Raw genomic sequence first — 20,179 nt, forward strand, 5'->3', positions numbered from 1 at the left:
CGCGCCGGACGCCTGATGCTGATCATTGCCTGGGCCGCGGCGCTGTTTCTGGCGACGCGGTTTTTTGGTGAGTGGGAGCAACGTCAGGAAAATCCGAACACCCACGTCACCTCTGAACACGGTGACGGATACGTCGAAGTGCAACTGGCGAGCAATCGCCAAGGGCATTTCGTCATGACGGGGCAGATCAATGCGCGTCCCGTGCAGTTCATGCTCGATACGGGCGCGACCAATGTCGCGATTCCGGAGGCCGTTGCAGACACATTGCGGCTTGAGCGCGGCGCCAGGGTCGAGGTCAGCACGGCCAACGGTCGTACGGAAGCCTTTCGGACCACGCTGCAGCGATTGCAGATCGGCGATATCGTCCTGAATAACGTGCGCGCCCTGGTGGTGCCCGGTCTGGACGGAGACGAGGTGCTGCTGGGTATGAGCGCCGTTAAACAACTCGAATTCACACAGCGCGGTGGCACATTGCTGCTGCGTCAGACGACAAAATGATGAGGCCCGCATGAGCGACTCCCTTGACCTCAGCCTGGACGGCGTAGAACGCCGGTCACTGGCTGACTTCACCGAACAGGCCTATCTCAACTACTCGATGTACGTGATCATGGACCGCGCCCTGCCGCACATCGGTGACGGCTTGAAGCCCGTACAGCGGCGCATTATCTACGCCATGAGCGAGTTGGGTCTGGACGCCGACGCCAAGCACAAGAAATCGGCGCGTACCGTCGGTGATGTGCTCGGTAAGTTTCACCCGCACGGCGATTCGGCCTGCTACGAAGCCATGGTGCTGATGGCGCAGTCTTTCAGCTATCGCTACACGCTGGTGGACGGCCAGGGCAACTGGGGTGCGCCGGATGATCCCAAGTCCTTCGCGGCCATGCGTTACACCGAAGCCCGTCTGTCGCGCTACTCCGAAGTGTTGCTCACCGAGCTGGGCCAAGGCACGGCGGACTGGGTGCCGAACTTCGACGGCACGCTGGATGAACCTGCCGTTTTGCCGGCGCGTTTGCCGAACATCCTGCTCAACGGCACCACCGGCATCGCCGTGGGCATGGCGACCGACGTTCCGCCGCACAACCTTCGCGAGGTCGCTTCCGCTTGCGTGCGCCTGCTGGACGAGCCAAAAGCCACCATCGAGGAGCTGTGCGAGCACGTTCAAGGGCCGGATTATCCGACCGAAGCGGAAATCATCACGCCGCGCGCTGACCTGCTGAAAATTTACGAAACCGGCCGTGGCTCGGTGCGCATGCGCGCCGTGTATCGCGTCGAAGATGGCGACATCGTGGTCACGGCGCTGCCGCACCAGGTGTCCGGCGCCAAGGTGCTGGAGCAGATCGCCGGGCAGATGCAGGCCAAGAAACTGCCGATGGTCGCCGACCTGCGTGACGAATCCGACCACGAGCATCCGTGCCGGATCGTGATCATTCCGCGTTCCAACCGCGTCGATCCAGAAGAGTTGATGCAGCACCTGTTCGCGACTACGGAGCTTGAATCCAGCTACCGCGTGAACATCAACATCATCGGTCTGGACGGCAAGCCGCAGCTCAAGAACCTGAAAGCGCTGCTGTCTGAATGGTTGCAGTTCCGGATCACCACGGTGCGTCGCCGTCTGCAGTTCCGTCTGGACAAGGTCGAACGCCGCCTGCACCTGTTGGAAGGTTTGCTCACCGCCTACCTGAATCTGGACGAAGTGATCCACATCATTCGGACCGCCGAGCACCCGAAAGCCGAGCTGATCGCGCGTTTCGACCTGTCGGAAATCCAGGCGGACTACATCCTCGACACCCGTCTGCGTCAATTGGCGCGTCTGGAAGAGATGAAGCTGCGCAGCGAGCAGGATGAACTGCTCAAGGAACAAGCCAAGCTGCTGGCCCTGCTGGGCAGCGAGACCAAGCTGCGCAAGCTGGTCCGTACCGAACTGCTCGCCGACGCCCAAACCTATGGCGACGACCGCCGCTCGCCGATTGTCGCGCGCGCTGAAGCCAAAGCGCTGTCTGAAAACGAACTGATGCCGACTGAGCCTGTGACTGTCGTTCTGTCGGAAAAAGGCTGGGTGCGTTGCGCCAAGGGTCATGACATCGACGCAACAGGGCTTTCATACAAAGCGGGGGATGGCTTCAAAGCGGCGGCGGCGGGACGTTCCAACCAGTTCGCCGTGTTTATCGACTCCACCGGGCGCAGCTACTCGCTGGCGGCGCACACGCTGCCATCGGCACGGGGTCAGGGTGACCCGTTGACCGGCCGTCTGACACCGCCACCTGCGGCGACCTTCGAGTGCGTGTTACTGCCGGATGATGAGGCGCTGTACGTCATCGCCTCCGATGCGGGCTACGGCTTCGTGGTCAAAGGCGAAGACTTGCAGGCCAAGAACAAGGCGGGCAAGGCGTTGTTGAGCCTCCCGAACGGCGCAAAAGTCATCCTGCCGCGGCCTGTTCCTGATCGTGAGCAGAACTGGCTGGCCGCTGTCACGACGGAAGGTCGTCTGCTGGTGTTCAAGATCAGCGACCTGCCGCAACTGGGCAAAGGCAAGGGCAACAAGATCATCGGGATTCCGGGCGAGCGCGTGGCGAGCCGTGAGGAATACGTGACCGATCTGGCCGTCATTCCCGAGGGCGCGACCCTGGTGCTGCAAGCGGGCAAGCGTACGCTGTCTCTGAAGCCGGACGACCTCGAGCACTACAAAGGTGAGCGTGGGCGACGTGGCAATAAGCTACCGCGAGGCTTCCAGCGCGTAGACGCGTTGTTGGTGGAAAGCGCTACGTAAACAGCAGATTTCAGTGCTCGATCTTCGTTTCGTCACGAAGATCGACGCAGAATCGCTGGAGTCATCGCGCATATTCACGGATGATATGTCGTCTTGAGGTGCGGGCGTGGCTGTGTGCCTTCATGTTTTCTTGAGTCTTTGACAGTGTGGCGCGCCGTGCGGCCTCCACTTGGACGGAATGATGAATTTTCTACGCGTTCCATTTGTTCTGTTGTTGACCGGCGTTCTGGGTTTGGCCGGGTGCAGCGTTCATCAACCTACATCGCTCTACCAACTGGACAGTGGCGATCCCGGGCAACCTAAACAAAGTGCCGGGGTTGCGGTTTTGCTGGGCCCGGTCTCCGTTGCTGACTATCTGCAACGTGAAACATTACTGCAGCGTCAAGCTGACGGTAGCCTGACCGCCTCGACAGACGGTCGTTGGGCGGGCAGTTTGTCTGCTGATATCGATCAACTGCTCCTGCGCCAATTGGCGTGGAAGCTCGACAGCCAGCGTGTGGTTATGGCGCCAGCGGCCGCCAACTTCACACCAGACGTTCAAGTCGTGCTGTCGATCACGCGTCTGGATTCGGGTGAGAATCAGCCAGCGGTCCTGGACGCACAATGGCGCCTGTTGGACCGTCGTGGCACTGTCCGCGACAGCAAGCTGATTCATTTGGAAGAGCCGCATGCCGGTACTTCTGCAGCACAGGTCAAGGCTCAGGGCGTGTTGCTGCAACGTCTGGCCGAACAGCTGAGCGCTGCCGTCAAACCGGTTGCGAGTCAGCCATTGGTCGCTGAAGAGCCAAAGAAAGCCGCTCAGCCTGCCAAGACCCGTACCGACCAGGACAAGCCAAAGATTCCGATGGCTTCTCCGATCCGCACTGATCTGGAAGTGTTCCGCTTCTAAATCAAGCGCAAACAAAAAGCCCGCAGCGATGCGGGCTTTTTTGTGGGTGTTGCCTGGGTTGGGATCGCTACCTTGATGGCCCGCAGGCCATCAAGGTAGGTATTCAAGCCACGCCCTGTCCTTCCAGACAATCAGGCCTTACGCGCCTCGTGCATGCGTGCAAGCTGACGTTCAAGCATCGACGGGTAGGGCTCCATCAGGCGCTCTACGCAGCTGGCGCCTTCCGGACTTGCGATCGGGCGGATGCGGGCACGCTGACGGATAGTGTGGTCTTCGCTGATCTTGCGCTCGACCAGCAGCAGGTTGCGGCTATGCTGCGACAAGGCCAGTGCGTCCTGTGCGGTTTCGGTCAGCAGCAGGTCGATCTGGTTCATGCCGTGCAGGCCTTCACCGAGGGTCAGGCCCAGCTGCAATTGCAGCGTGATGCCGCTGTCCGCGACTTCGATCTGCAGCGCGTGGCTGAGGGCGCGCAACAACTCGCCGCAGCAAATCGCGTTGGTCAGGTAGTCGTCACCGCTGTCCTGCGTACTGAAGACCATCAGAGAGCTGCCGTCGTTCAGGGTGTGCAGTTCGCTGTCGTAGAGCGAGGCGGCCTGATCGATGCAGTCGCGATAACGTTCCAGCAACTCGGTCAGACGGGCGCGGGGCAGGCGACGGAGTTGCTCTTGCGAGCCCAGCTGGACGGCCAGCACGGCGCTGTATTGCGGCTGGGACGGCACGACAGGCAGCACAGGGCGTGGAGCAGGCTTCTGGACGGCAGGCGAGTGGTCACGCAGGTCGGCGAACGGATCTTCTTCGTCGTCCTCGTCTTCCTCGGCCACGATACGGCGGGCAGGGATAGCGGTGGCGCGCGGCTTGGGCGAGTCGTCGAATTCCGTGTCGTTCAGGTCGCTGGTATCGAACTCGGGCGAAGCGTCTTCCTCCTCGTCGACGTGCTCAGGCTCCGGAACAGGGGCGGGTTCCGGCTCAGGCGGCGCATAGGACGCCTTGAGCTGGCGCGCCAGGTCGCCGATCTCGTCCTGACGGTCAGTCGCCGGGGTGTACGGGTCGATGTAGCGCAACCACATGCGCAGTTGCAGCATGGGGGTCGAAATATGCCGCCCCAGGCGCAGGCTCAAGGCCAGTGCGAGTGCGAGCAGAATCCCGGCAAGAATGCCCATGCTTTGAAGGCTGATGGTCAAGGGTTGCTGGAACTGGCTCATGTCCAGGCTGATGCGAAGCGTGCCTGCGACGACGTCCTGGAACGTGACCTTGATCTCGTAAAGGCCTTCGGCCTCACCCAGAAGCCCGTTTTTCGGACGCTGGCCGGCCTCCGCGAGAATGCGGTTGTCGACGCTGTAGATGGCGGCGTGAGCGACCAGCGGATTCTTCACCAGGTTACCCAGCAACACGTTGAGGCTGAGGATGTCGTTGGACACCAGCAGCTCCGTGGCGGAGGTCGCGGTTTGCGTGGTCAGGGCCTGCCCCAGTGCGTCGGCCTGTTCATGCATGGCTTGCTTGAACTGCAAACCCATGACGCAGGCGTAAATCACCAGCGCCAGCGCGACGAGGATCACGTTGTGGCTGGCGATACGCAAAGCAATCGGAACACGTCGGTGACGCAATGCCCGGAAGATCAGCAAGAAGAAGTTATCGGTTTTTACTGGCGTGGGCCGGTTCACTGAGCACGGCTCTCTTGGAAGAAGTTGGGGCGCAGTATAGCGAGCGACCCAGTAGCGGCAAAGCGCTCACTGTGCCCGGCGGTCACTGAAAGTGAGTAGAATGCGGTTTTTTTCCACTGCGGGGGTGCGCCTTGCGCGAAATTGTCCTGATAAACATCACCGGTGAAGACCGCCCGGGTCTCACGGCTGCCATTACGGGTGTGCTGGCCGACGGTGGCGTCGATGTTCTGGATATTGGTCAGGCCGTGATCCACGACACGCTGTCGTTCGGCATTCTGGTCGAGATTCCGGACACCGAAAGCGGTGCGACTGTGCTGGATCGGGTCCAGATAAAGGCAGACGAGCTGGGGCAGCAGGTGTTGTTTACCCACGTCAGCGAAGACGACTACCAGCATTGGGTCGACGATCAGGGCAAGGACCGGCACATCGTCACGCTGCTGACCCGCAAGGTCACGGCCGAACAATTGCAGACGGTCAGCGCGATCACCGCCAAATACGGGCTGAACATCGACCGCATCGATCGTCTCTCCGGACGTATGCCACTGGATATCCCGAGCGGCAAGGGCAAGGGTTGCATCGAGTTTTCCGTGCGCGGCGAGCCTGCCGACGCTCAGCAGATGCGCGCCGAATTTCTGCACGTGGCTCAGGAATTGAACGTCGATATCGCGTTTCAGCAGGATTCACTGTTTCGTCGAAATCGCCGCCTGGCGGTGTTCGACATGGACTCGACGCTGATCGAAGCGGAAGTGATCGATGAGCTGGCCAAGGCCCATGGGGTTGGGGACCGTGTGTCGGAGATCACCGAGCGCGCCATGCGCGGTGAGCTGGATTTCCGCGCCAGCTTCAAAGAGCGGCTGGCGTTGCTCAAGGGCCTGGACATCAAGGTTCTGGACGAAATCGGCGCGTCGTTGCGGCTGACCGAAGGTGCCGAGACCCTGTTTGCCGAGCTCAAGCGTCTGGGTTACAAAACCGCGATTCTGTCTGGCGGCTTTACCTACTTCGCACGTCAGCTGCAGGCCAAGCTGGGCATCGACTACATCTTTGCTAACGAGCTGGAAGTGGTCGATGGCAAATGCACGGGCATCGCGGTCGAGCCCATCGTCGATGCACAGCGCAAAGCCGATCTGCTGCGCGAACTGGCCAGCAAGGAAGGTTTGAGCCTGGAGCAGACGATTGCAGTCGGCGACGGCGCGAACGACCTGCCGATGCTGGCGATAGCCGGGCTGGGCGTCGCGTTTCGTGCCAAGCCGCTGGTCAAGCAGTCAGCCAAGCAGGCGATTTCGACGCTGGGGCTGGATGGCGTGCTGTATCTGCTGGGGTTTCGGGATCGGGAAGGGCGTGACCGTTAAGTAGACGGATGGCGTGTAAGCCGGCTTGCTGGCGAACGGGATGTGCCAGACCCGGAGAGTGGCGCTGACCTGCCGCTTTCGCCAGCAAGCCGTCTCCTGCCGTGTGTTCCACGTCATTGGTTCGGGCGGCAGGACTACAGCACCGTCCACAACGAATCGAATTCCTGCTCCGGACCCGCTTGCGGCGCGCTCTTCTTCGGCCCTTCCAGCACCTCATACTCGAATTGGTTGTAGCTGCCTGTCGTCGCCCGGCGATTGCTCAGGCTGGCGCGACGCTCATCGCCACTGGTGTTGATCATCACCTTGCTGCCGTCTTCGAACGGCAGGCGAGGGGCGATCACGGTGGCCGGCACGTCAATTGCGCGGACCTCAGGCAGCAACAGCGCACGCAAGTATTGACTGCTTTGCTCGGCGCGCAGCAATTGCAGGCCGCAGGCCTGTGCAAACGGGGCAATCAATTCGACGCCCATCTGCGTTCCGCCGCTTCGCACCTGACGCACCCAGCGCACCACGGCAATACTCCAGCCGTGGCCGTGGTCCTGAATTCCGATCATTTCTCCGGCCTGCAACTGGTCCGGTACGTCTTTCGGCCAGGCCAGGCAGTAGCCGCCGGGGCTGTGATTGACGATGTGCAGTGCGTAAGTGGGAAAGCTGTTCTGGGCGTCAGACGCCGCCGTTGCCTCGGACTCGCTGCCCTGATACTCGATTTCTTCGAACGGCAGCATGTTGCTGGAGCTGCCGCTGCGTTGAACGTCCATGGCTTGCGCCCATGGGTCATGACGCGTCGGTTCCAGGGGCTGCAGCGTGTATTCGGCGACCTTGCTCACCGTCACAGCGGGCACCAGCAGCAAATCACTGAAGCATTTCTGTCCGCCGACAAAATAGTGCAGGGCGCTCATGCCGACGCAGACGGTCAGCGTGCCCTGGCCGGGCGTGCGTTGAAAGGCGCGCTCCGACACGTCACCCCACGCCGCCGCGAGGTGTTGCAGCACATCAATCGACAGCCCGGGCGGCACATGCAGGTAGGACTGTGAGCGCTGTTCGATTGGCAGTTCGATATAGCGATGCAGCGCGGCAGACAGCGCGCGCGGGTTGATGCCGAGCAGGTTGGCGCGTTGGTCCTCGGCATACAGCGAGGTGTAGCGCGGCGCGGTGTCAGTGCTGGGGGCTATGGCGTACAGGCTGGTGTCGTCGAGCGGTTGCTGCAACGTCACCATCGCGCTCCAGGCGTCCAGCGCATCGGCCAGTTTGCCGATGTTGTGCTGGCGCATCTGATTGCAGCGTGAGCAACCCATCAGCAGCGCAACGAGGTATGTCTGTTCCACCGTCAAGGTGCGCGTGTGATGCGCCTGGCTATCGGCCACCGGGATGTTATGCAGCTGATGTTGGCGGGCGATCTGGTAGATCTGGTGAAGCTCCAGCCACAAACCGTCCTGCACCGGGCAATAAAGCTGGTTGGCGCGAATCAACGGGCCGTTGAGGCAATGCAGCGCCCGTTGCAGGGCAGTGGTCAACAGGGTCGTGCGATCCCTGGTGAGCCGTGGCGCCACCCGAGCGATGATTTGCTTGTAGCCAATGGCAAGATGGTTTTGCAGGGCCTGGCACAGGTTGGCGACTTTGCGCGGGCGCTCTTCCAGTACCACCGACTGATTGAGGAAATGCCGCTCCAGGTGCTTGCACACGAAAGACACTTCCGGGCGCAGCAGCTCTAGCAGTTGCAGCCGGTTTTCACTGGGCGTGAGCAGTTGATTCAGTTCACCCAGGCCCTGATAAAGCTGGCGGGCCATTTCACCGAGGTTGGCTTTGGGAAGGGTAGAGATCCAGCGCTTGAGGTCCCTTGGCGTCGCGTCACAGAACGACAGGCTCGACTGCGTCGGCACAGGTGCGCGCAACAACAGTGGGAGACTTAAATTACTCATGTGACAGGCAAACCCCAACAACTACTGGCTCGGACGGCTTCGTGGAAACTGCGGTGCATTGGCACGCGGTCAAGCGAAACGAGCGAGTGTACGTCAATTGAAAGCGAAGTTTCCTACAACACCGATGGACGACTTTAGCAGCATCAGTTCTTGATCGCAGCCTTTAATATCAAAGTGACACCGTATCAGTCTTGATACATCAGGGATGAGGCGACCCATGGCGGCCTGCAAGGGCATTACAGGCGCGCCAGAAAACCGTTTCAGAAATTAACAGGCAATAATCAGGCCTGAGCAGGTGCTGCCAGCAATTGGCCCATTTGCACGGGCGACCCTGCCGCCAGATGCTCTGCCCATTTCACCTGATGGGGGCCGAACAGCACGATGGCGGTCGAGCCCAGCTTGAAGCGACCCAGCTCTGCGCCTTTTTCCAGATGGATCGGAGCACGCGCGGCTTCGTCATAGCTGAAGGTTTTCAGCTCGCGTTTGGGTGGTGTAACAAGGCCAGCCCACACGGTTTCGATGGACGCAACAATCATTGCGCCGACCAGAACCACCGCCATCGGGCCACGCTCGGTGTCGAACAGGCAGACCACGCGCTCATTGCGGGCGAACAGTTCAGGAACGTTTTCGGCGGTCGTCTGGTTCACCGAGAACAGGCGACCGGGGACGTACACCATCTCCCGCAGCGTCCCTGCCAGCGGCATGTGAACGCGGTGGTAATCCTTCGGTGATAGATAAACCGTCGCGAATTCGCCACCCATGAACGGCGCTGACAGGCGGGCGTCGCCACCCAGCAGTTCCAGCGCGCTGTAACTGTGGCCTTTGGCCTGGAAGATACGGCCGTGATCAATCGGGCCTAACTGGCTGACCGCGCCGTCGGCAGGGCAGAGGATGGCGCCCGGCGTTTCGTCCAGCGGACGCGCACCCGGTTTCAAGGCGCGGGTGAAGAAGTCGTTGAAATGAGGGTAGGCGGTAAAGTCTTCGACCAATGCCTGGGACATGTCGACCTGATAACGGCGCACGAACCACTGCGTGAACGCGTTCTTGAACCAGCGCACGCGGCATTCGGCAACGCAGCCGGCCAGGCGTGACAGCAGATGGTGGGGAAGCAGGTATTGGAAAAGAATAAACAGACGCTGTTTCATCAAGATTCCTAAAACGTTTCAAAAAGGGCTTTTGACAGGTGAAGCCAGTGCGGGCAGCAGGGGCGCCCGGTTATTTCTCGATCGGTGTGTCCGGGTGGTTGCCCCATTCGCCCCACGAGCCGGCATAACCTTTGACTCGCGGGTAACCCAGGGCCTTGGCCACCAGATAGGTGAAGCCGGAACGGTGGTGGGTCTGGCAATGGGTGATGACTTCTTTGTCCGGCGTGATGCCCAGGCTTTCCAGAATCTGTGGCATGTCTTTGCGGATGCGCAGATGGCGCGCCGGATCCATTCCCGCGGTCCATTCAAAGTTGACGGCGCCGGGAATGTGTCCACCTTTGGCGGCCACCACTTTCTCCCCTGAATACTCCGTTGGACCGCGCGCGTCCCAGATCGCCAGATCAGCGGCGCCCAGGCGGCTTTGCAGGTATTCACGGGTGGCGGTAGGTTCGTCATGGAGCGTCAGCGGGACAGGACCGCCAGCCGGTGCCGGCACGTCAGTGGACAATGGCAGGCCTTCGGCTTGCCAGGACAGCAGGCCGCCGTCCAGATAGTGATATTTCGAATGCCCGATTACGTCCAGTAGCCAGATGAAGCGGCCCGCCCAACCGCCGCCTTCGTCGTCGTAGACCACGTAGACCGCATCAGGGTTGTGGCCCAGCTCACCGAACAGGGCTTCCAGCTGTGTCTTCGTCGGCAGCAGGCCGGGAGCAGGAGGTTGACCCAGTTGTGTACGCTTGGGGTCAACGAACCGTGCGCCCGGGATGTGACCGGCCTCATAACGAGGTGCGCTGGTCAGATCCACCAGGATCAGGTCTGAAGCGCCGAGGCGTGCCTGCAGTTCTGCGGGCTCGATCACCAGCGGCAAGCTTGAGAAGGCAGACATGTGGGTCTCCAGATCACGAAAAAGAGGCGAATTGTAGCTCAGCCGTCAGGCATTGCGATGGCTAAAGGTCGTCAGCGCTTTCTCGATGCACTGTCCTGTTTTACCAAAGGCCTGGACCGTGACTTCCGAGAACGGACCGCCGCCCTGGTCGGCAACGATCAGCATCACCACGCGGCCATTGCTCGCCAGTGAGCGAATCAGCAGGTTTTCCCCCGTGAACAGGTTGCGCAGTTGAGGTGGCAGCAGCGCCGAGAATTGAGCGTTGTTGGCAGGTGTCAGGCGCAATTGCGTGGCTTGGGCGAGTAATCGCTGCAGCACGGTGCTGTCTTTATAAGGAATCATCAGGGCCGCTGCGGATTTATCCACACCCGCGATCTGGTGCACGCGCAAGCTGTCGCTTTTTCGGTCGATCATCAGCAGCAGTGCGCGCTGCATCCCGGACGCCAGCAAGGCATCCCGTGCGCAGGTGGTCAGGTGCATCGCGTTGGTGAACGCGCTGGGCTCCCTGAGCAGGTCGCCGCAGTGCTTACGCCAGACCTGCAACGCCTCGGCGGAAGGGGGCGGCGCCGGTAGCAATCCTTTATGCACCCGCCGCGCGTCCCATGGCCAGAGCAAGGCTTCGGCCGGATGCCAGACGCCCGGCGCCGCATGTTGCCGAGCACTGGCGGCGGCGTTCTGGTGCACCTGCTGCTGCAACTCCATCAAGGGTTGTTGCCGGTACAGGCTCGTCAGCAATTGCCAGCGCAGGTTGTGCGGCGTGTCCCAGGCCTGTTGCGCCGATAACGCCAGACCGTTGGCCAGCAGGATGGTGTTGGCGGGTTGATTGAGCCAGCGCTGCAACGGCAAGTCGGCATCCAGGCTCTGTTGCTGTTTGAGGGGATCTTCGTTTTCGTGAGCGATGCGCAACACGTTCACCAGGTTGCGCTGTTCGTGGATCAGCAATTGATAGCCCTGCGTCACCCAGATCGGCAGCCGCCAGTGCTCGGCCAGCGCCTGGCACAGGCACAGCAACCGAACGCCAAACAAAGACTTCTCGACAGTCCGCGCCGACTCTCCTTTATGAATGACCCGCAGCTCCCACTCTTCCAGCAGCTTGGGGTGGGCCAGCGCCATCGGCCACAACGGCGCGAGAAACAGCAGGCTGCCCAGGTGAATGTCCTGCCAGAGGCGCGCCAACTGGTTGGCGAACAAGCCATGAGCCTGTTGCGTGGCGTGCTGGCTGATCATTTGAAGCTGGCGCAGTGCGACAGGGATGTCCTGTAATTCGACGCTGGGCAGACGAGTGAGCAGGGTGGCCGTTCTGGCCAGTCCCAGTCGGTTCAGTGCGACCTCAAGGCTCTCGGCCGGCTCAGCCAGGCCGCTGCCGTGGACATTGGCCTCGCGCAGCACGCTCAGCACCAGCGCAGGGCTGTCTTGCATCAATTCGGCGATGTCCCGAAGCGAGCGGCGGCTGTCATTCAGCGCTGCGTTGACCTTCGCATGCGCGATCGCCGGGACAGGCAAAGCAATGCTGTCCAGTTGTTTGACCCAGGTGTCGAGTGTCTGCGGAACGGGGAGCGATGAGGCTTTATCTGATTGCATTCACAAGGCCCATACGGCTGGGAGGTTTTGATCGGCGTCGAATGATGGCATCATGCTGGCCTTCGAGCGGGTGTGCCCGAGCCAGACGCCAGACAGGTTTTTCACGTGATTTGACTATAGTCTGGCGCACTCATGCCGATAAGTAGAACAAGAGTTTTGAACGCTTCTCGCACAATGACCATGAACCCGACTCAGTAAGTATTTTTTATCTATGGCAAAAATTATCGGCATCATCGTCGTTTTCGCGAGCGTCCTCGGCGGCTACGTACTTTCCCACGGTCAGATCGCTGCGTTGATCCAGCCTTTCGAGGTCCTGATCATCGGCGGTGCTGCGTTCGGCGCATTTTTGCAGGCGAACCCGGGCTACATGACCATGCACGTCATCAAGAAATCCTTGAAGATGTTCAGCTCGCGTTTCACCCACGCCTTCTACCTTGAGGTGCTGGGCCTGATCTACGAGATCCTCAACAAGAGCCGTCGTGAAGGCATGATGGCGATTGAAGGCGATATCGAAGAGCCGGAGAACAGCCCGATCTTCGCCAAGTACCCGAGCATCCTCAAAGACACCAGGATGATCGCCTTCATTTGCGACTACTTGCGCATCATGTCGTCCGGCAACATGGCCCCTCACGAGCTCGAAGGCCTGTTCGACATGGAACTGTTGAGCATGAAGGAAGAGCTGGAGCACCCGTCCCACGCGGTGACCGGCGTGGCAGACGGTATGCCCGGTTTCGGTATCGTCGCGGCAGTACTCGGTATCGTGGTGACCATGGCCTCCCTGGGCTCCGGCGACAAGGCTGCAATCGGTATGCACGTCGGTGCAGCGCTCGTGGGTACCTTCTTCGGTATTCTCGCGGCGTACGGTTTCTTCGGCCCGCTGGCCACCTCCCTAGCGCACGACGCCAAGGAAGAAATGAACGTGTTCGAAGCCATCAAGGCCTCCCTCGTGGCTTCGGCTTCGGGCGTGCCGCCTTCACTGGCGGTCGAGTTCGGTCGCAAGGTTCTGTATCCGGCGCACCGCCCCAGCTTCAGCGAGCTGGAACAAGCAGTCCGCGGTCGCTGATCCATGGAAAATAATCAGCCAATCATAGTCAAGCGCGTCAAGCGCTTTGGCGGAGGGCACCACGGCGGCGCCTGGAAAATCGCTTTTGCCGACTTCGCGACGGCAATGATGGCGTTCTTCCTGGTGCTGTGGCTGATGTCCTCGGCCACGCCCGAACAATTGATCGCCATCGCCGGTTACTTCAAGGACCCGGTCGGTTTCTCCGACAGTGGCTCGCCTTACGTGATCGACCTCGGGGGTTCGCCCGAGATGTCGCCTGACCAGACGCTCAACCCTGAAGTGAAGAGCACGCCTGCGCCGGACAAAGTGCCTGTCGATGCCGACAAGCAGGATGCCGCCGCCGAGCAGGTCGAGCAGGAGCGCCTGGAAATGCTGTTGCAGGAGCTTCAGACCAAGATCAACGAGAACCCGCAACTGGCCAAGTTCAAGGACCAGATCCTGTTCGAGATCACTCAGGACGGCCTGCGTATCCAGATCATGGACGCTGAGAACCGCCCAATGTTCGACATCGGAAGCGCGCGTCTGAAGCCTTATTTCGAAGACATCCTGCTGGCCATGGCTGACACCATCAAGGCCGTGCCGAACAAAGTCAGCATCAGCGGTCATACCGACGCGACACCGTATGTAGGCAACAACGGATTCGGTAACTGGGAGCTGTCGGCCAACCGCGCCAACGCCGCTCGCCGGGCGTTGATTGCCGGTGGTTATCCCGATCCGCAGGTTGCTCGTGTCGTGGGTTATGCCTCGTCTTCGCTGTACGACAAGGAACACCCTGAAAACCCGATCAACCGCCGTATCGACATCGTCGTGCTGACCAAAAAGGCTCAGGCGCGCATCGAAGGCGATCAGAACGCTGGCGAGGCGCCCAAGACCGACGCTGCCCCGGCTCCGACCTCGCCGACTGCGCCGGGCGGCAAGCCAGGCGCATCGACCGCCGCACCCGCGGTCGATCCCCAGGCTTATGCCCAGCCCCACGAGATCCGACAGAAGCTGAACATCTTCGATCAAGGGCAACTAAAGATCGACGAGACCAAGAACTGACGGTTAGATCGTGGTCGTCCGGGCGGGCCTCTCGTGAATGAATTCACTCCCACAGTGGGCATGCATTTTTCATGTGGGAGCGATTTCATTCGCGATGACCGTACTTCGGCGATAACCCACGCACACAAAAACGCCGCGATCATCGCGGCGTTTTTTTGGCTATGAACATCCAGCTGTCGCTGTCAGGCTTGCCGGCGGTGGGGATATTGAAGGTATCACCGCCTACGAGCCACCCTCCTGTAGGAGCGCGCTTGCCCGCGATTGAGGTGTGTCAGGCACCATCAATGTTGGATAGGTGAGCGCCATCGCGGGCCAGCGCTCCTACCCTGTGGCGGCGATCAGTAACTGCTACCCGCCAAGCTCGCAATGATCGACCGGTAGCTGTTCATCCGTTGCTGCTGCACGCGGCCGTCTTCAAGGGCCTGGAGCAGCGCACAGCCGGGTTCGCGGTCATGTTTGCAGTCGCGGAAGCGGCATCGGCCGAGCAGGTCGTTGAATTCGATGAAGCCCGCTTCGACGTCGGCGCGGCTCACGTGGCCCAGGCCGAATTCGCGAATCCCCGGTGAGTCGATCAGATCGCCGCCGCGCGGGAAGTGGAACAGGCGGGCGGTGGTCGTGGTGTGCGTGCCCTGACCGGAATACTCCGACAGCGGTCCGACACGGGTGCCGACTTCGGGCAGCAGGCTGTTCACCAGCGAGGATTTACCCACGCCAGACTGCCCGACGAACACGCTGATGTGGCCGTCCAGCTGGTCCTGCAGGTTCTGCATGCCGTTGCCGTGATGGGCCGAGACTTCCAGCACCGGATAACCGAGCGTGCGATAGACCTCCAGCAAAGCGTTCAGCGCCGGGGCGTTCTGATCGTCGATGAGGTCGAATTTGTTCAGCAGCAACAGCGGACGAATGCCGGCGTGTTCAGCGGCCACCAGATAACGGTCGATCAGGTTGGCGTGAGGCTCGGGCATGGGCGCGAACACGATGACGATCAGGTCCACGTTCGACGCGACCGGCTTGAGCTGGCCACGGGAGTCTGGACGGCACAGTTCGGTCGTGCGGGGCAGTTGCGCGACGATCACGCCGATGCCTTGGTTGCCCGCTCGCCAGACGACCTTGTCGCCTGTCACCAGTGCAGGCAGGTTGGCGCGCAAATGGCAACGGAACACCTGGCCACTCAGTTCTCCTTCCTGCGCCTCGACTTCCACCTGTACGCCGAAATGCGCGATCACCAGCCCCGTTTGCTCTGGGCCCAGATCGCCGCCTTCCAGGGTTTCCAAGGCTTGCGATTCTCGTTTGGCGGCACGCGCGGCGCGCTCGCCCTGAATCTTTTCGATGCGCCAGTTCTGGCGGCGGTTGAGTTGGCGTTTGGCCATGGGTGCTCAGTGTTCCATTGGATAAAGCAGCTGAAGGTTAAGCGGGGGGGAGTCTAGCATGCCCGCCTGAGCTAAACTGCGCGCCTACGCTGAGGAGCCGACATATGCAGAGCAAGCAGAACCTGATCTGGATCGACCTGGAAATGACCGGTCTGGATCCCGATAACGACGTCATCATCGAAATGGCGACCATCATCACCGACAGCGAGCTCAATACGCTGGCCGAGGGACCGGTCATCGCGGTGCATCAGAGCGATGAGCTGTTGGCCGGGATGGACGAGTGGAACACCCGTCAACACGGCGGTTCGGGCCTGACCCAGCGCGTGCGCGAGAGCAAGATCTCCACGGCTGAAGCCGAAGCTATGACCCTGGAGTTCATCAAGCAGTGGGTGCCGGAGCGCAGCTCGCCCATCTGTGGCAACAGCATCTGCCAGGATCGCCGCTTCCTGTACAAGCGCATGCCGACGCTGGAAAACTACTTCCACTACCGCAATCTGGACGTTTCGACGCTCAAGGAACTGGCCGCGCGCTGGTCACCTGAGCTGAAATTCAAGAAAGGCAGCACGCACCTGGCGCTGGACGACATTCGCGAATCTATCGCCGAGCTGCGTTTCTATCGCGAGCATTTCATCAAGGTCTAAATCGTTAAGCGAAGAGGGCTTGATGATGCGCCCTCTTTTGGTGCTTCGGCACAGTGGTTAGACTGCGCCCCTTTCTCGCAGGGACTGCCGCCATGTTGTTGATGCTCTATCTGATCGCCATCACCGCCGAGGCCATGACAGGTGCACTGTCTGCTGGCCGCCGGGGCATGGACTGGTTTGGCGTGGTGCTGATTGCCTGCATCACGGCGCTCGGTGGCGGCTCGGTACGCGACGTGCTGCTGGGGCATTACCCGCTGACGTGGGTCAAACACCCTGAATACCTGATCCTCACCAGCGTCGCGGCGTTGGTGACGATCTTTATCGCCCCGCTGATGCGGCACTTGCGCTCGCTGTTTCTGGTGCTCGACGCACTCGGGCTGGTTGCTTTCACGGTCATTGGCTGCATGACGGCGCTGGACATGGGCCTGAGCATGACGGTCGCGGCCGTCAGCGGCGTGATCACGGGGGTGTTCGGCGGGATCTTGCGGGACATCTTCTGCAACGACATCCCGCTGATTTTCCGGCGCGAGCTTTACGCCAGCGTGTCATTTGCCGCGGCATGGTGTTTTCTGCTCTGTCAGTGGGCGGGATTGCCCATCGAGCAGGGCACATTGATCACGCTGTTTGGAGGGTTGCTACTGCGCTTGCTGGCGATCAAATATCGCTGGGAAATGCCCAAGTTCGTTTACAAGGATGGGCATTGAGGCTCGCTGGTTTTTTAAATGGTTGGCGCTAATCAGATAATCGCGCCTCTCCTCTCATGCTGGAGCAACGCCCATTCCACATGCTCGCGCACCATTTCCGAGGGATGATCGAGTCGCGCCTTCAAGGCCTCGATCACCGGAATGCTCGACGGCGCATTGCCCAGACCCACCGCCAGATTCCTCAACCAGCGCTCATACCCGGCACGTCGCAGCGGTGAGCCTTCGGTGTTGCTCAAGAAGGTCGTTTCATCCCACAAAAACAACGTCGCCAGCTCGGCGTTATCAAGGCCGTGACGGGGCTTGAAGTCGTTCTGGTCAGTCGGGCGGGCGAATCGGTTCCAGGGGCAGACAATCTGACAATCGTCGCAGCCGAACACGCGATTCCCGATCATCGAACGCAGCGCTTCGGGAATGGCTGTCTTCAGTTCGATGGTCAGGTAAGAGATGCATTTGCGCGCATCCAGCACATAGGGGCCTGCGAATGCATTGGTCGGACAGATCTCCAGGCACGCGGTGCAGCGCCCGCAATGCTCGGTCGCGTGACGTTCGTCTACCGGCAAGGGCAGGTCGACGAACAGTTCGCTGAGGAAAAAGTAGCTGCCTGCCTTGCGGTTGAGCACCAGCGTGTTCTTGCCGATCCAGCCCAATCCGGCTTGCTCGGCAATGGCTTTCTCCAGGACCGGCGCGCTGTCGACAAAGGCTCGGAAACCGAACGGCCCGATGGCTTGCTGGATGCGCTCTGCCAATTGCTGCACGCGTTTGCGGATCAGCTTGTGATAGTCGCGGCCCAGCGCATAACGCGACACGTAGGCTTTCTCAGGTTCTGCCAGACGTTGGGCCATGTGCGTGTCGCCGGGAAGATAGTCCATGCGCAGCGACACAACCCGTAACGTTCCCGGCACCAATTCGTCCGGATGCGAACGTTTGCTGCCATGGGCTGCCATATAGTCCATCTCGCCGTGATAACCGGCTTCGAGCCAGCGCTCCAGATGCTGCTCATGCTCCGCCAGATCCAGCCCCGAGATGCCGACCTGCTGGAACCCGAGCTCACGCCCCCAGTCCTTGATCGATTGGGCAAGTTCGTTCAACCCCGCAGCCGTCATGGGCACAGAGTGTTGGGATGGATCTACTGTAATCGCGGACATTGCAAAGAGGACACCGGGGCGCAGGTGCGTATAATTCTGCCAGACATCGGAGCTCAAAGACGCATGTTGCACAGCAAACCCCCATTACCCGACGCGCTGTATAGCGCCGCGCAAGTGCGTGACCTCGACGCACGCCTGATTGCTGCGGGCACGCCTGGCTTCGATTTGATGCAGCGCGCCGCTCATGCTGCGTGGCGAGCGTTGCGTCGGCGCTGGCCTGAAGCACGGCAACTGACCGTGCTGGCGGGGCGCGGCAATAACGCAGGCGACGGCTATTTGATCGCTGCGTTGGCGCAGCGTGCGGGGTGGCAAGTCTCGGCACTCGCCGTGGGCGACGTTTCTGCCCTGACCGGCGATGCGGCGTCTGCCTATCAAGAAGCACTCGGCGCGGGCGTTAATGTGCGGCCTTGGGGGCAGCAACCGCTGGTCGGCATTCTCGTCGATGCGTTGCTCGGCACAGGCCTCAACGGCGATGTCCGTGAGCCGTATGCCAGCGCGATTCAGTGCATCAACGACAGCGGCCTGCCGGTGATGGCCGTCGATATCCCTTCGGGCCTGTGCGCGAACACCGGACGCACCCTGGGTCTAGCTGTTCACGCCGACCTCACCGTGACATTCATCGGCCTCAAAATCGGTCTGTTGACAGGCGATGCTCCCGAGCTTGTGGGCGAACTGGTTTTCGACGACCTGCAAGCCGATGCCGCGATCGTGGCGCAGACGCCGGTCAGCATTAAACGTCTGGATACATTCAACCTGCCCAGGCTGGCACCTCGCTCACGCACGGCCCACAAAGGCATGTTTGGCCGGGTGCTGGTCGTCGGCGGCGATCTGGGGTTTGGGGGCGCAGCGCTTTTGGCCACCGAGAGCACGCTGCGCTGCGGCGCGGGTATGGTGACGCTGGCGACACGTCCCGAGCACGTTTCAGCGGCGCTAACGCGTTTTCCCGAAGTCATGACCGCAGGCATTCAATCGGCTAACCAGTTGATGGCGTTAATCGAACCCGCCAGCGTTCTGGTGGTGGGGCCGGGTCTCGGGCAGCACAGCTGGGGGCGCAGTTTGCTGTCCGCGGTCGCCAGCTCTCCTCGCCCGCAAGTCTGGGACGCCGATGCATTGAATCAACTGGCGGCCGGGTCGGTCAGTTTGCCGAACGGTTGCGTGATCACGCCGCATCCTGGTGAGGCTGCCCGTCTGCTGGGTGTCAGCACTCAGGCGATTCAGGCCGACCGTACGGCGTCTGCCGTGGCTCTCGCTAAAAAATACAACGCCGTCTGTGTACTCAAGGGCAGCGGCAGCCTGATTGCCAGTCCCGAAGGTGAACTGGCGTTAGCCGACCATGGGCATCCAGCGATGGCGACTGGCGGGTTGGGCGATGTGCTGTCCGGTGTGATCGGTGCCTTGATGGCGCAAAAGATGCCTGCGTTCGACGCAGCCTGCCTTGCGGTGTGGTTGCACGCGCTGGCCGGAGAAAAATGTGGAGCAAGCGGGCGGGGAATGGCTGCCGCTGATCTGATTCCTGTTATTCGTCAGCTTCTGGAGGAGCAACAACCGTGTCTGAGTTAACCCTGCATCTGGTGGGTGAAGAAGCCATGACGAGCTTTGGCGCACGGATTGCCCAAGTCACTGAAAGCAATGGGATTATTTTTCTTGAGGGCGATCTGGGTGCGGGCAAGACGACGCTGTCACGCGGCATCATCCGTGGCCTGGGTCACGTCGGCGCGGTCAAAAGCCCGACATTTACCCTCGTAGAACCTTACGAAATCGGGAGGAATCGCGCGTATCACTTTGATCTCTACCGACTTGTTGATCCAGAAGAGCTAGAATTCCTCGGCATACGCGATTACTTCGAAGGGGACGCGCTTTGCCTGATCGAGTGGCCCAATCTTGGTGCAGGCTTTTTGCCAAAGCCTGACCTGATCATTACCATTAGGCCCCACGCGGAAGGTCGAGTGCTGACTTTGAGCCCGAAAAGCTCGCGCGGCGAGCAGTGGTGTGCCGCTTTGGCTTTGGAATTCAAATAG

At 60.8% G+C, this 20,179-nt stretch carries 17 protein-coding genes; 10 read left to right on the top strand and 7 right to left on the bottom strand.

Going from position 1 to position 20,179, the window contains the following annotated elements:
- The first annotated feature begins 15 nt into the window (after positions 1-15).
- The 3 genes from BLS87_RS07860 (at position 16) to BLS87_RS07870 (ending at position 3,656) form a co-directional block, all read left to right on the top strand.
- Entirely contained in the window at positions 16-498 is a 483-nt protein-coding gene (locus BLS87_RS07860) for a retropepsin-like aspartic protease family protein (protein WP_208605152.1), read from the top strand.
- A 10-nt stretch (positions 499-508) separates the two neighbouring features.
- Positions 509-2,767: a DNA topoisomerase IV subunit A gene (gene parC, locus BLS87_RS07865; protein WP_074751793.1), complete on the top strand. Its 2,259-nt coding sequence runs from the start codon at positions 509-511 to the stop codon at positions 2,765-2,767.
- A 181-nt stretch (positions 2,768-2,948) separates the two neighbouring features.
- Positions 2,949-3,656, top strand: a complete 708-nt coding sequence (locus tag BLS87_RS07870; RefSeq protein ID WP_074751795.1) for a PqiC family protein — start codon at positions 2,949-2,951, stop codon at positions 3,654-3,656.
- A gap of 131 nt (positions 3,657-3,787) precedes the next feature.
- Here BLS87_RS07870 and BLS87_RS07875 read toward each other — a convergent pair whose 3' ends face one another.
- Positions 3,788-5,317: a HAMP domain-containing protein gene (locus BLS87_RS07875; RefSeq protein ID WP_074751799.1), complete on the bottom strand. Its 1,530-nt coding sequence runs from the start codon at positions 5,315-5,317 to the stop codon at positions 3,788-3,790.
- A 131-nt stretch (positions 5,318-5,448) separates the two neighbouring features.
- Here BLS87_RS07875 and serB point away from each other — a divergent pair, with 131 nt between their 5' ends.
- Positions 5,449-6,666, top strand: a complete 1,218-nt coding sequence (serB, locus tag BLS87_RS07880) for a phosphoserine phosphatase SerB (RefSeq protein ID WP_074751801.1) — start codon at positions 5,449-5,451, stop codon at positions 6,664-6,666.
- Positions 6,667-6,800: 134 nt separating this feature from the next.
- On the opposite strand, the gene BLS87_RS07885 is transcribed toward serB, so the two are convergent.
- From BLS87_RS07885 to BLS87_RS07900, 4 genes are all read right to left on the bottom strand, one after another.
- Complete coding sequence (locus BLS87_RS07885; protein ID WP_074751803.1) at positions 6,801-8,585, bottom strand: molecular chaperone; 1,785 nt, start codon at positions 8,583-8,585, stop codon at positions 6,801-6,803.
- 281 nt (positions 8,586-8,866) lie between these two features.
- Positions 8,867-9,736 (bottom strand): archaetidylserine decarboxylase, encoded by an 870-nt coding sequence (asd, locus tag BLS87_RS07890; protein ID WP_167362045.1) that lies wholly within the window; start codon positions 9,734-9,736, stop codon positions 8,867-8,869.
- 64 nt (positions 9,737-9,800) lie between these two features.
- Complete coding sequence (rhdA, locus tag BLS87_RS07895) at positions 9,801-10,616, bottom strand: thiosulfate sulfurtransferase (RefSeq protein WP_074751807.1); 816 nt, start codon at positions 10,614-10,616, stop codon at positions 9,801-9,803.
- A gap of 45 nt (positions 10,617-10,661) precedes the next feature.
- Positions 10,662-12,197, bottom strand: coding sequence for an HDOD domain-containing protein (locus BLS87_RS07900; protein WP_074751809.1), 1,536 nt, complete (start codon positions 12,195-12,197; stop codon positions 10,662-10,664).
- Between the two features lie 211 nt (positions 12,198-12,408).
- On the opposite strand from BLS87_RS07900, the gene motA reads away from it, so the two are divergent.
- Together motA and motB are read left to right on the top strand one after the other, a co-directional pair.
- Positions 12,409-13,260 carry a flagellar motor stator protein MotA gene (gene motA, locus BLS87_RS07905; RefSeq protein ID WP_062379054.1) on the top strand — a complete coding sequence of 284 codons (852 nt, stop codon included), beginning with the start codon at positions 12,409-12,411 and terminating at the stop codon, positions 13,258-13,260.
- Between the two features lie 3 nt (positions 13,261-13,263).
- Entirely contained in the window at positions 13,264-14,301 is a 1,038-nt protein-coding gene (gene motB / locus BLS87_RS07910; RefSeq protein ID WP_074751811.1) for a flagellar motor protein MotB, read from the top strand.
- A gap of 338 nt (positions 14,302-14,639) precedes the next feature.
- Here the strand turns inward: motB and rsgA are convergent, their stop codons facing one another.
- Positions 14,640-15,671, bottom strand: coding sequence for a small ribosomal subunit biogenesis GTPase RsgA (gene rsgA, locus BLS87_RS07915; protein WP_074751813.1), 1,032 nt, complete (start codon positions 15,669-15,671; stop codon positions 14,640-14,642).
- 104 nt (positions 15,672-15,775) lie between these two features.
- Between rsgA and orn the strand changes: the two genes are divergently transcribed.
- Together orn and BLS87_RS07925 are read left to right on the top strand one after the other, a co-directional pair.
- The gene (orn, locus tag BLS87_RS07920) at positions 15,776-16,312 is read left to right on the top strand and encodes an oligoribonuclease (protein ID WP_074751815.1); all 537 of its coding nucleotides are present in this window, start codon (positions 15,776-15,778) and stop codon (positions 16,310-16,312) included.
- A 92-nt stretch (positions 16,313-16,404) separates the two neighbouring features.
- The gene (locus BLS87_RS07925) at positions 16,405-17,016 is read left to right on the top strand and encodes a trimeric intracellular cation channel family protein (protein ID WP_074751817.1); all 612 of its coding nucleotides are present in this window, start codon (positions 16,405-16,407) and stop codon (positions 17,014-17,016) included.
- 32 nt (positions 17,017-17,048) lie between these two features.
- On the opposite strand, the gene queG is transcribed toward BLS87_RS07925, so the two are convergent.
- Positions 17,049-18,119 carry a tRNA epoxyqueuosine(34) reductase QueG gene (queG, locus tag BLS87_RS07930; RefSeq protein WP_074751820.1) on the bottom strand — a complete coding sequence of 357 codons (1,071 nt, stop codon included), beginning with the start codon at positions 18,117-18,119 and terminating at the stop codon, positions 17,049-17,051.
- 105 nt (positions 18,120-18,224) lie between these two features.
- On the opposite strand from queG, the gene BLS87_RS07935 reads away from it, so the two are divergent.
- Positions 18,225-19,721: a bifunctional ADP-dependent NAD(P)H-hydrate dehydratase/NAD(P)H-hydrate epimerase gene (locus BLS87_RS07935; RefSeq protein ID WP_074751822.1), complete on the top strand. Its 1,497-nt coding sequence runs from the start codon at positions 18,225-18,227 to the stop codon at positions 19,719-19,721.
- Entirely contained in the window at positions 19,709-20,179 is a 471-nt protein-coding gene (gene tsaE / locus BLS87_RS07940) for a tRNA (adenosine(37)-N6)-threonylcarbamoyltransferase complex ATPase subunit type 1 TsaE (protein ID WP_074751824.1), read from the top strand. The genes BLS87_RS07935 and tsaE overlap by 13 nt, the downstream gene beginning before the upstream one ends.

Source organism: Pseudomonas abietaniphila, from assembly GCF_900100795.1.
Classification (GTDB): Bacteria; Pseudomonadota; Gammaproteobacteria; order Pseudomonadales; family Pseudomonadaceae; genus Aquipseudomonas; species Aquipseudomonas abietaniphila.

Excerpts from the sequence above, each read along its gene's own strand:
- BLS87_RS07860 (WP_208605152.1), top strand. The coding sequence starts at position 16 with ATGCTGATCATTGCCTGGGCCGCGGCGCTGTTTCTGGCGACGCGGTTT.
- parC (WP_074751793.1), top strand. The coding sequence starts at position 509 with ATGAGCGACTCCCTTGACCTCAGCCTGGACGGCGTAGAACGCCGGTCA.
- BLS87_RS07870 (WP_074751795.1), top strand. The coding sequence starts at position 2,949 with ATGAATTTTCTACGCGTTCCATTTGTTCTGTTGTTGACCGGCGTTCTG.
- BLS87_RS07885 (WP_074751803.1), bottom strand. The coding sequence starts at position 8,585 with ATGAGTAATTTAAGTCTCCCACTGTTGTTGCGCGCACCTGTGCCGACG.
- rhdA (WP_074751807.1), bottom strand. The coding sequence starts at position 10,616 with ATGTCTGCCTTCTCAAGCTTGCCGCTGGTGATCGAGCCCGCAGAACTG.
- BLS87_RS07900 (WP_074751809.1), bottom strand. The coding sequence starts at position 12,197 with ATGCAATCAGATAAAGCCTCATCGCTCCCCGTTCCGCAGACACTCGAC.
- motA (WP_062379054.1), top strand. The coding sequence starts at position 12,409 with ATGGCAAAAATTATCGGCATCATCGTCGTTTTCGCGAGCGTCCTCGGC.
- motB (WP_074751811.1), top strand. The coding sequence starts at position 13,264 with ATGGAAAATAATCAGCCAATCATAGTCAAGCGCGTCAAGCGCTTTGGC.
- rsgA (WP_074751813.1), bottom strand. The coding sequence starts at position 15,671 with ATGGCCAAACGCCAACTCAACCGCCGCCAGAACTGGCGCATCGAAAAG.
- orn (WP_074751815.1), top strand. The coding sequence starts at position 15,776 with ATGCAGAGCAAGCAGAACCTGATCTGGATCGACCTGGAAATGACCGGT.
- BLS87_RS07925 (WP_074751817.1), top strand. The coding sequence starts at position 16,405 with ATGTTGTTGATGCTCTATCTGATCGCCATCACCGCCGAGGCCATGACA.
- queG (WP_074751820.1), bottom strand. The coding sequence starts at position 18,119 with ATGACGGCTGCGGGGTTGAACGAACTTGCCCAATCGATCAAGGACTGG.
- BLS87_RS07935 (WP_074751822.1), top strand. The coding sequence starts at position 18,225 with ATGTTGCACAGCAAACCCCCATTACCCGACGCGCTGTATAGCGCCGCG.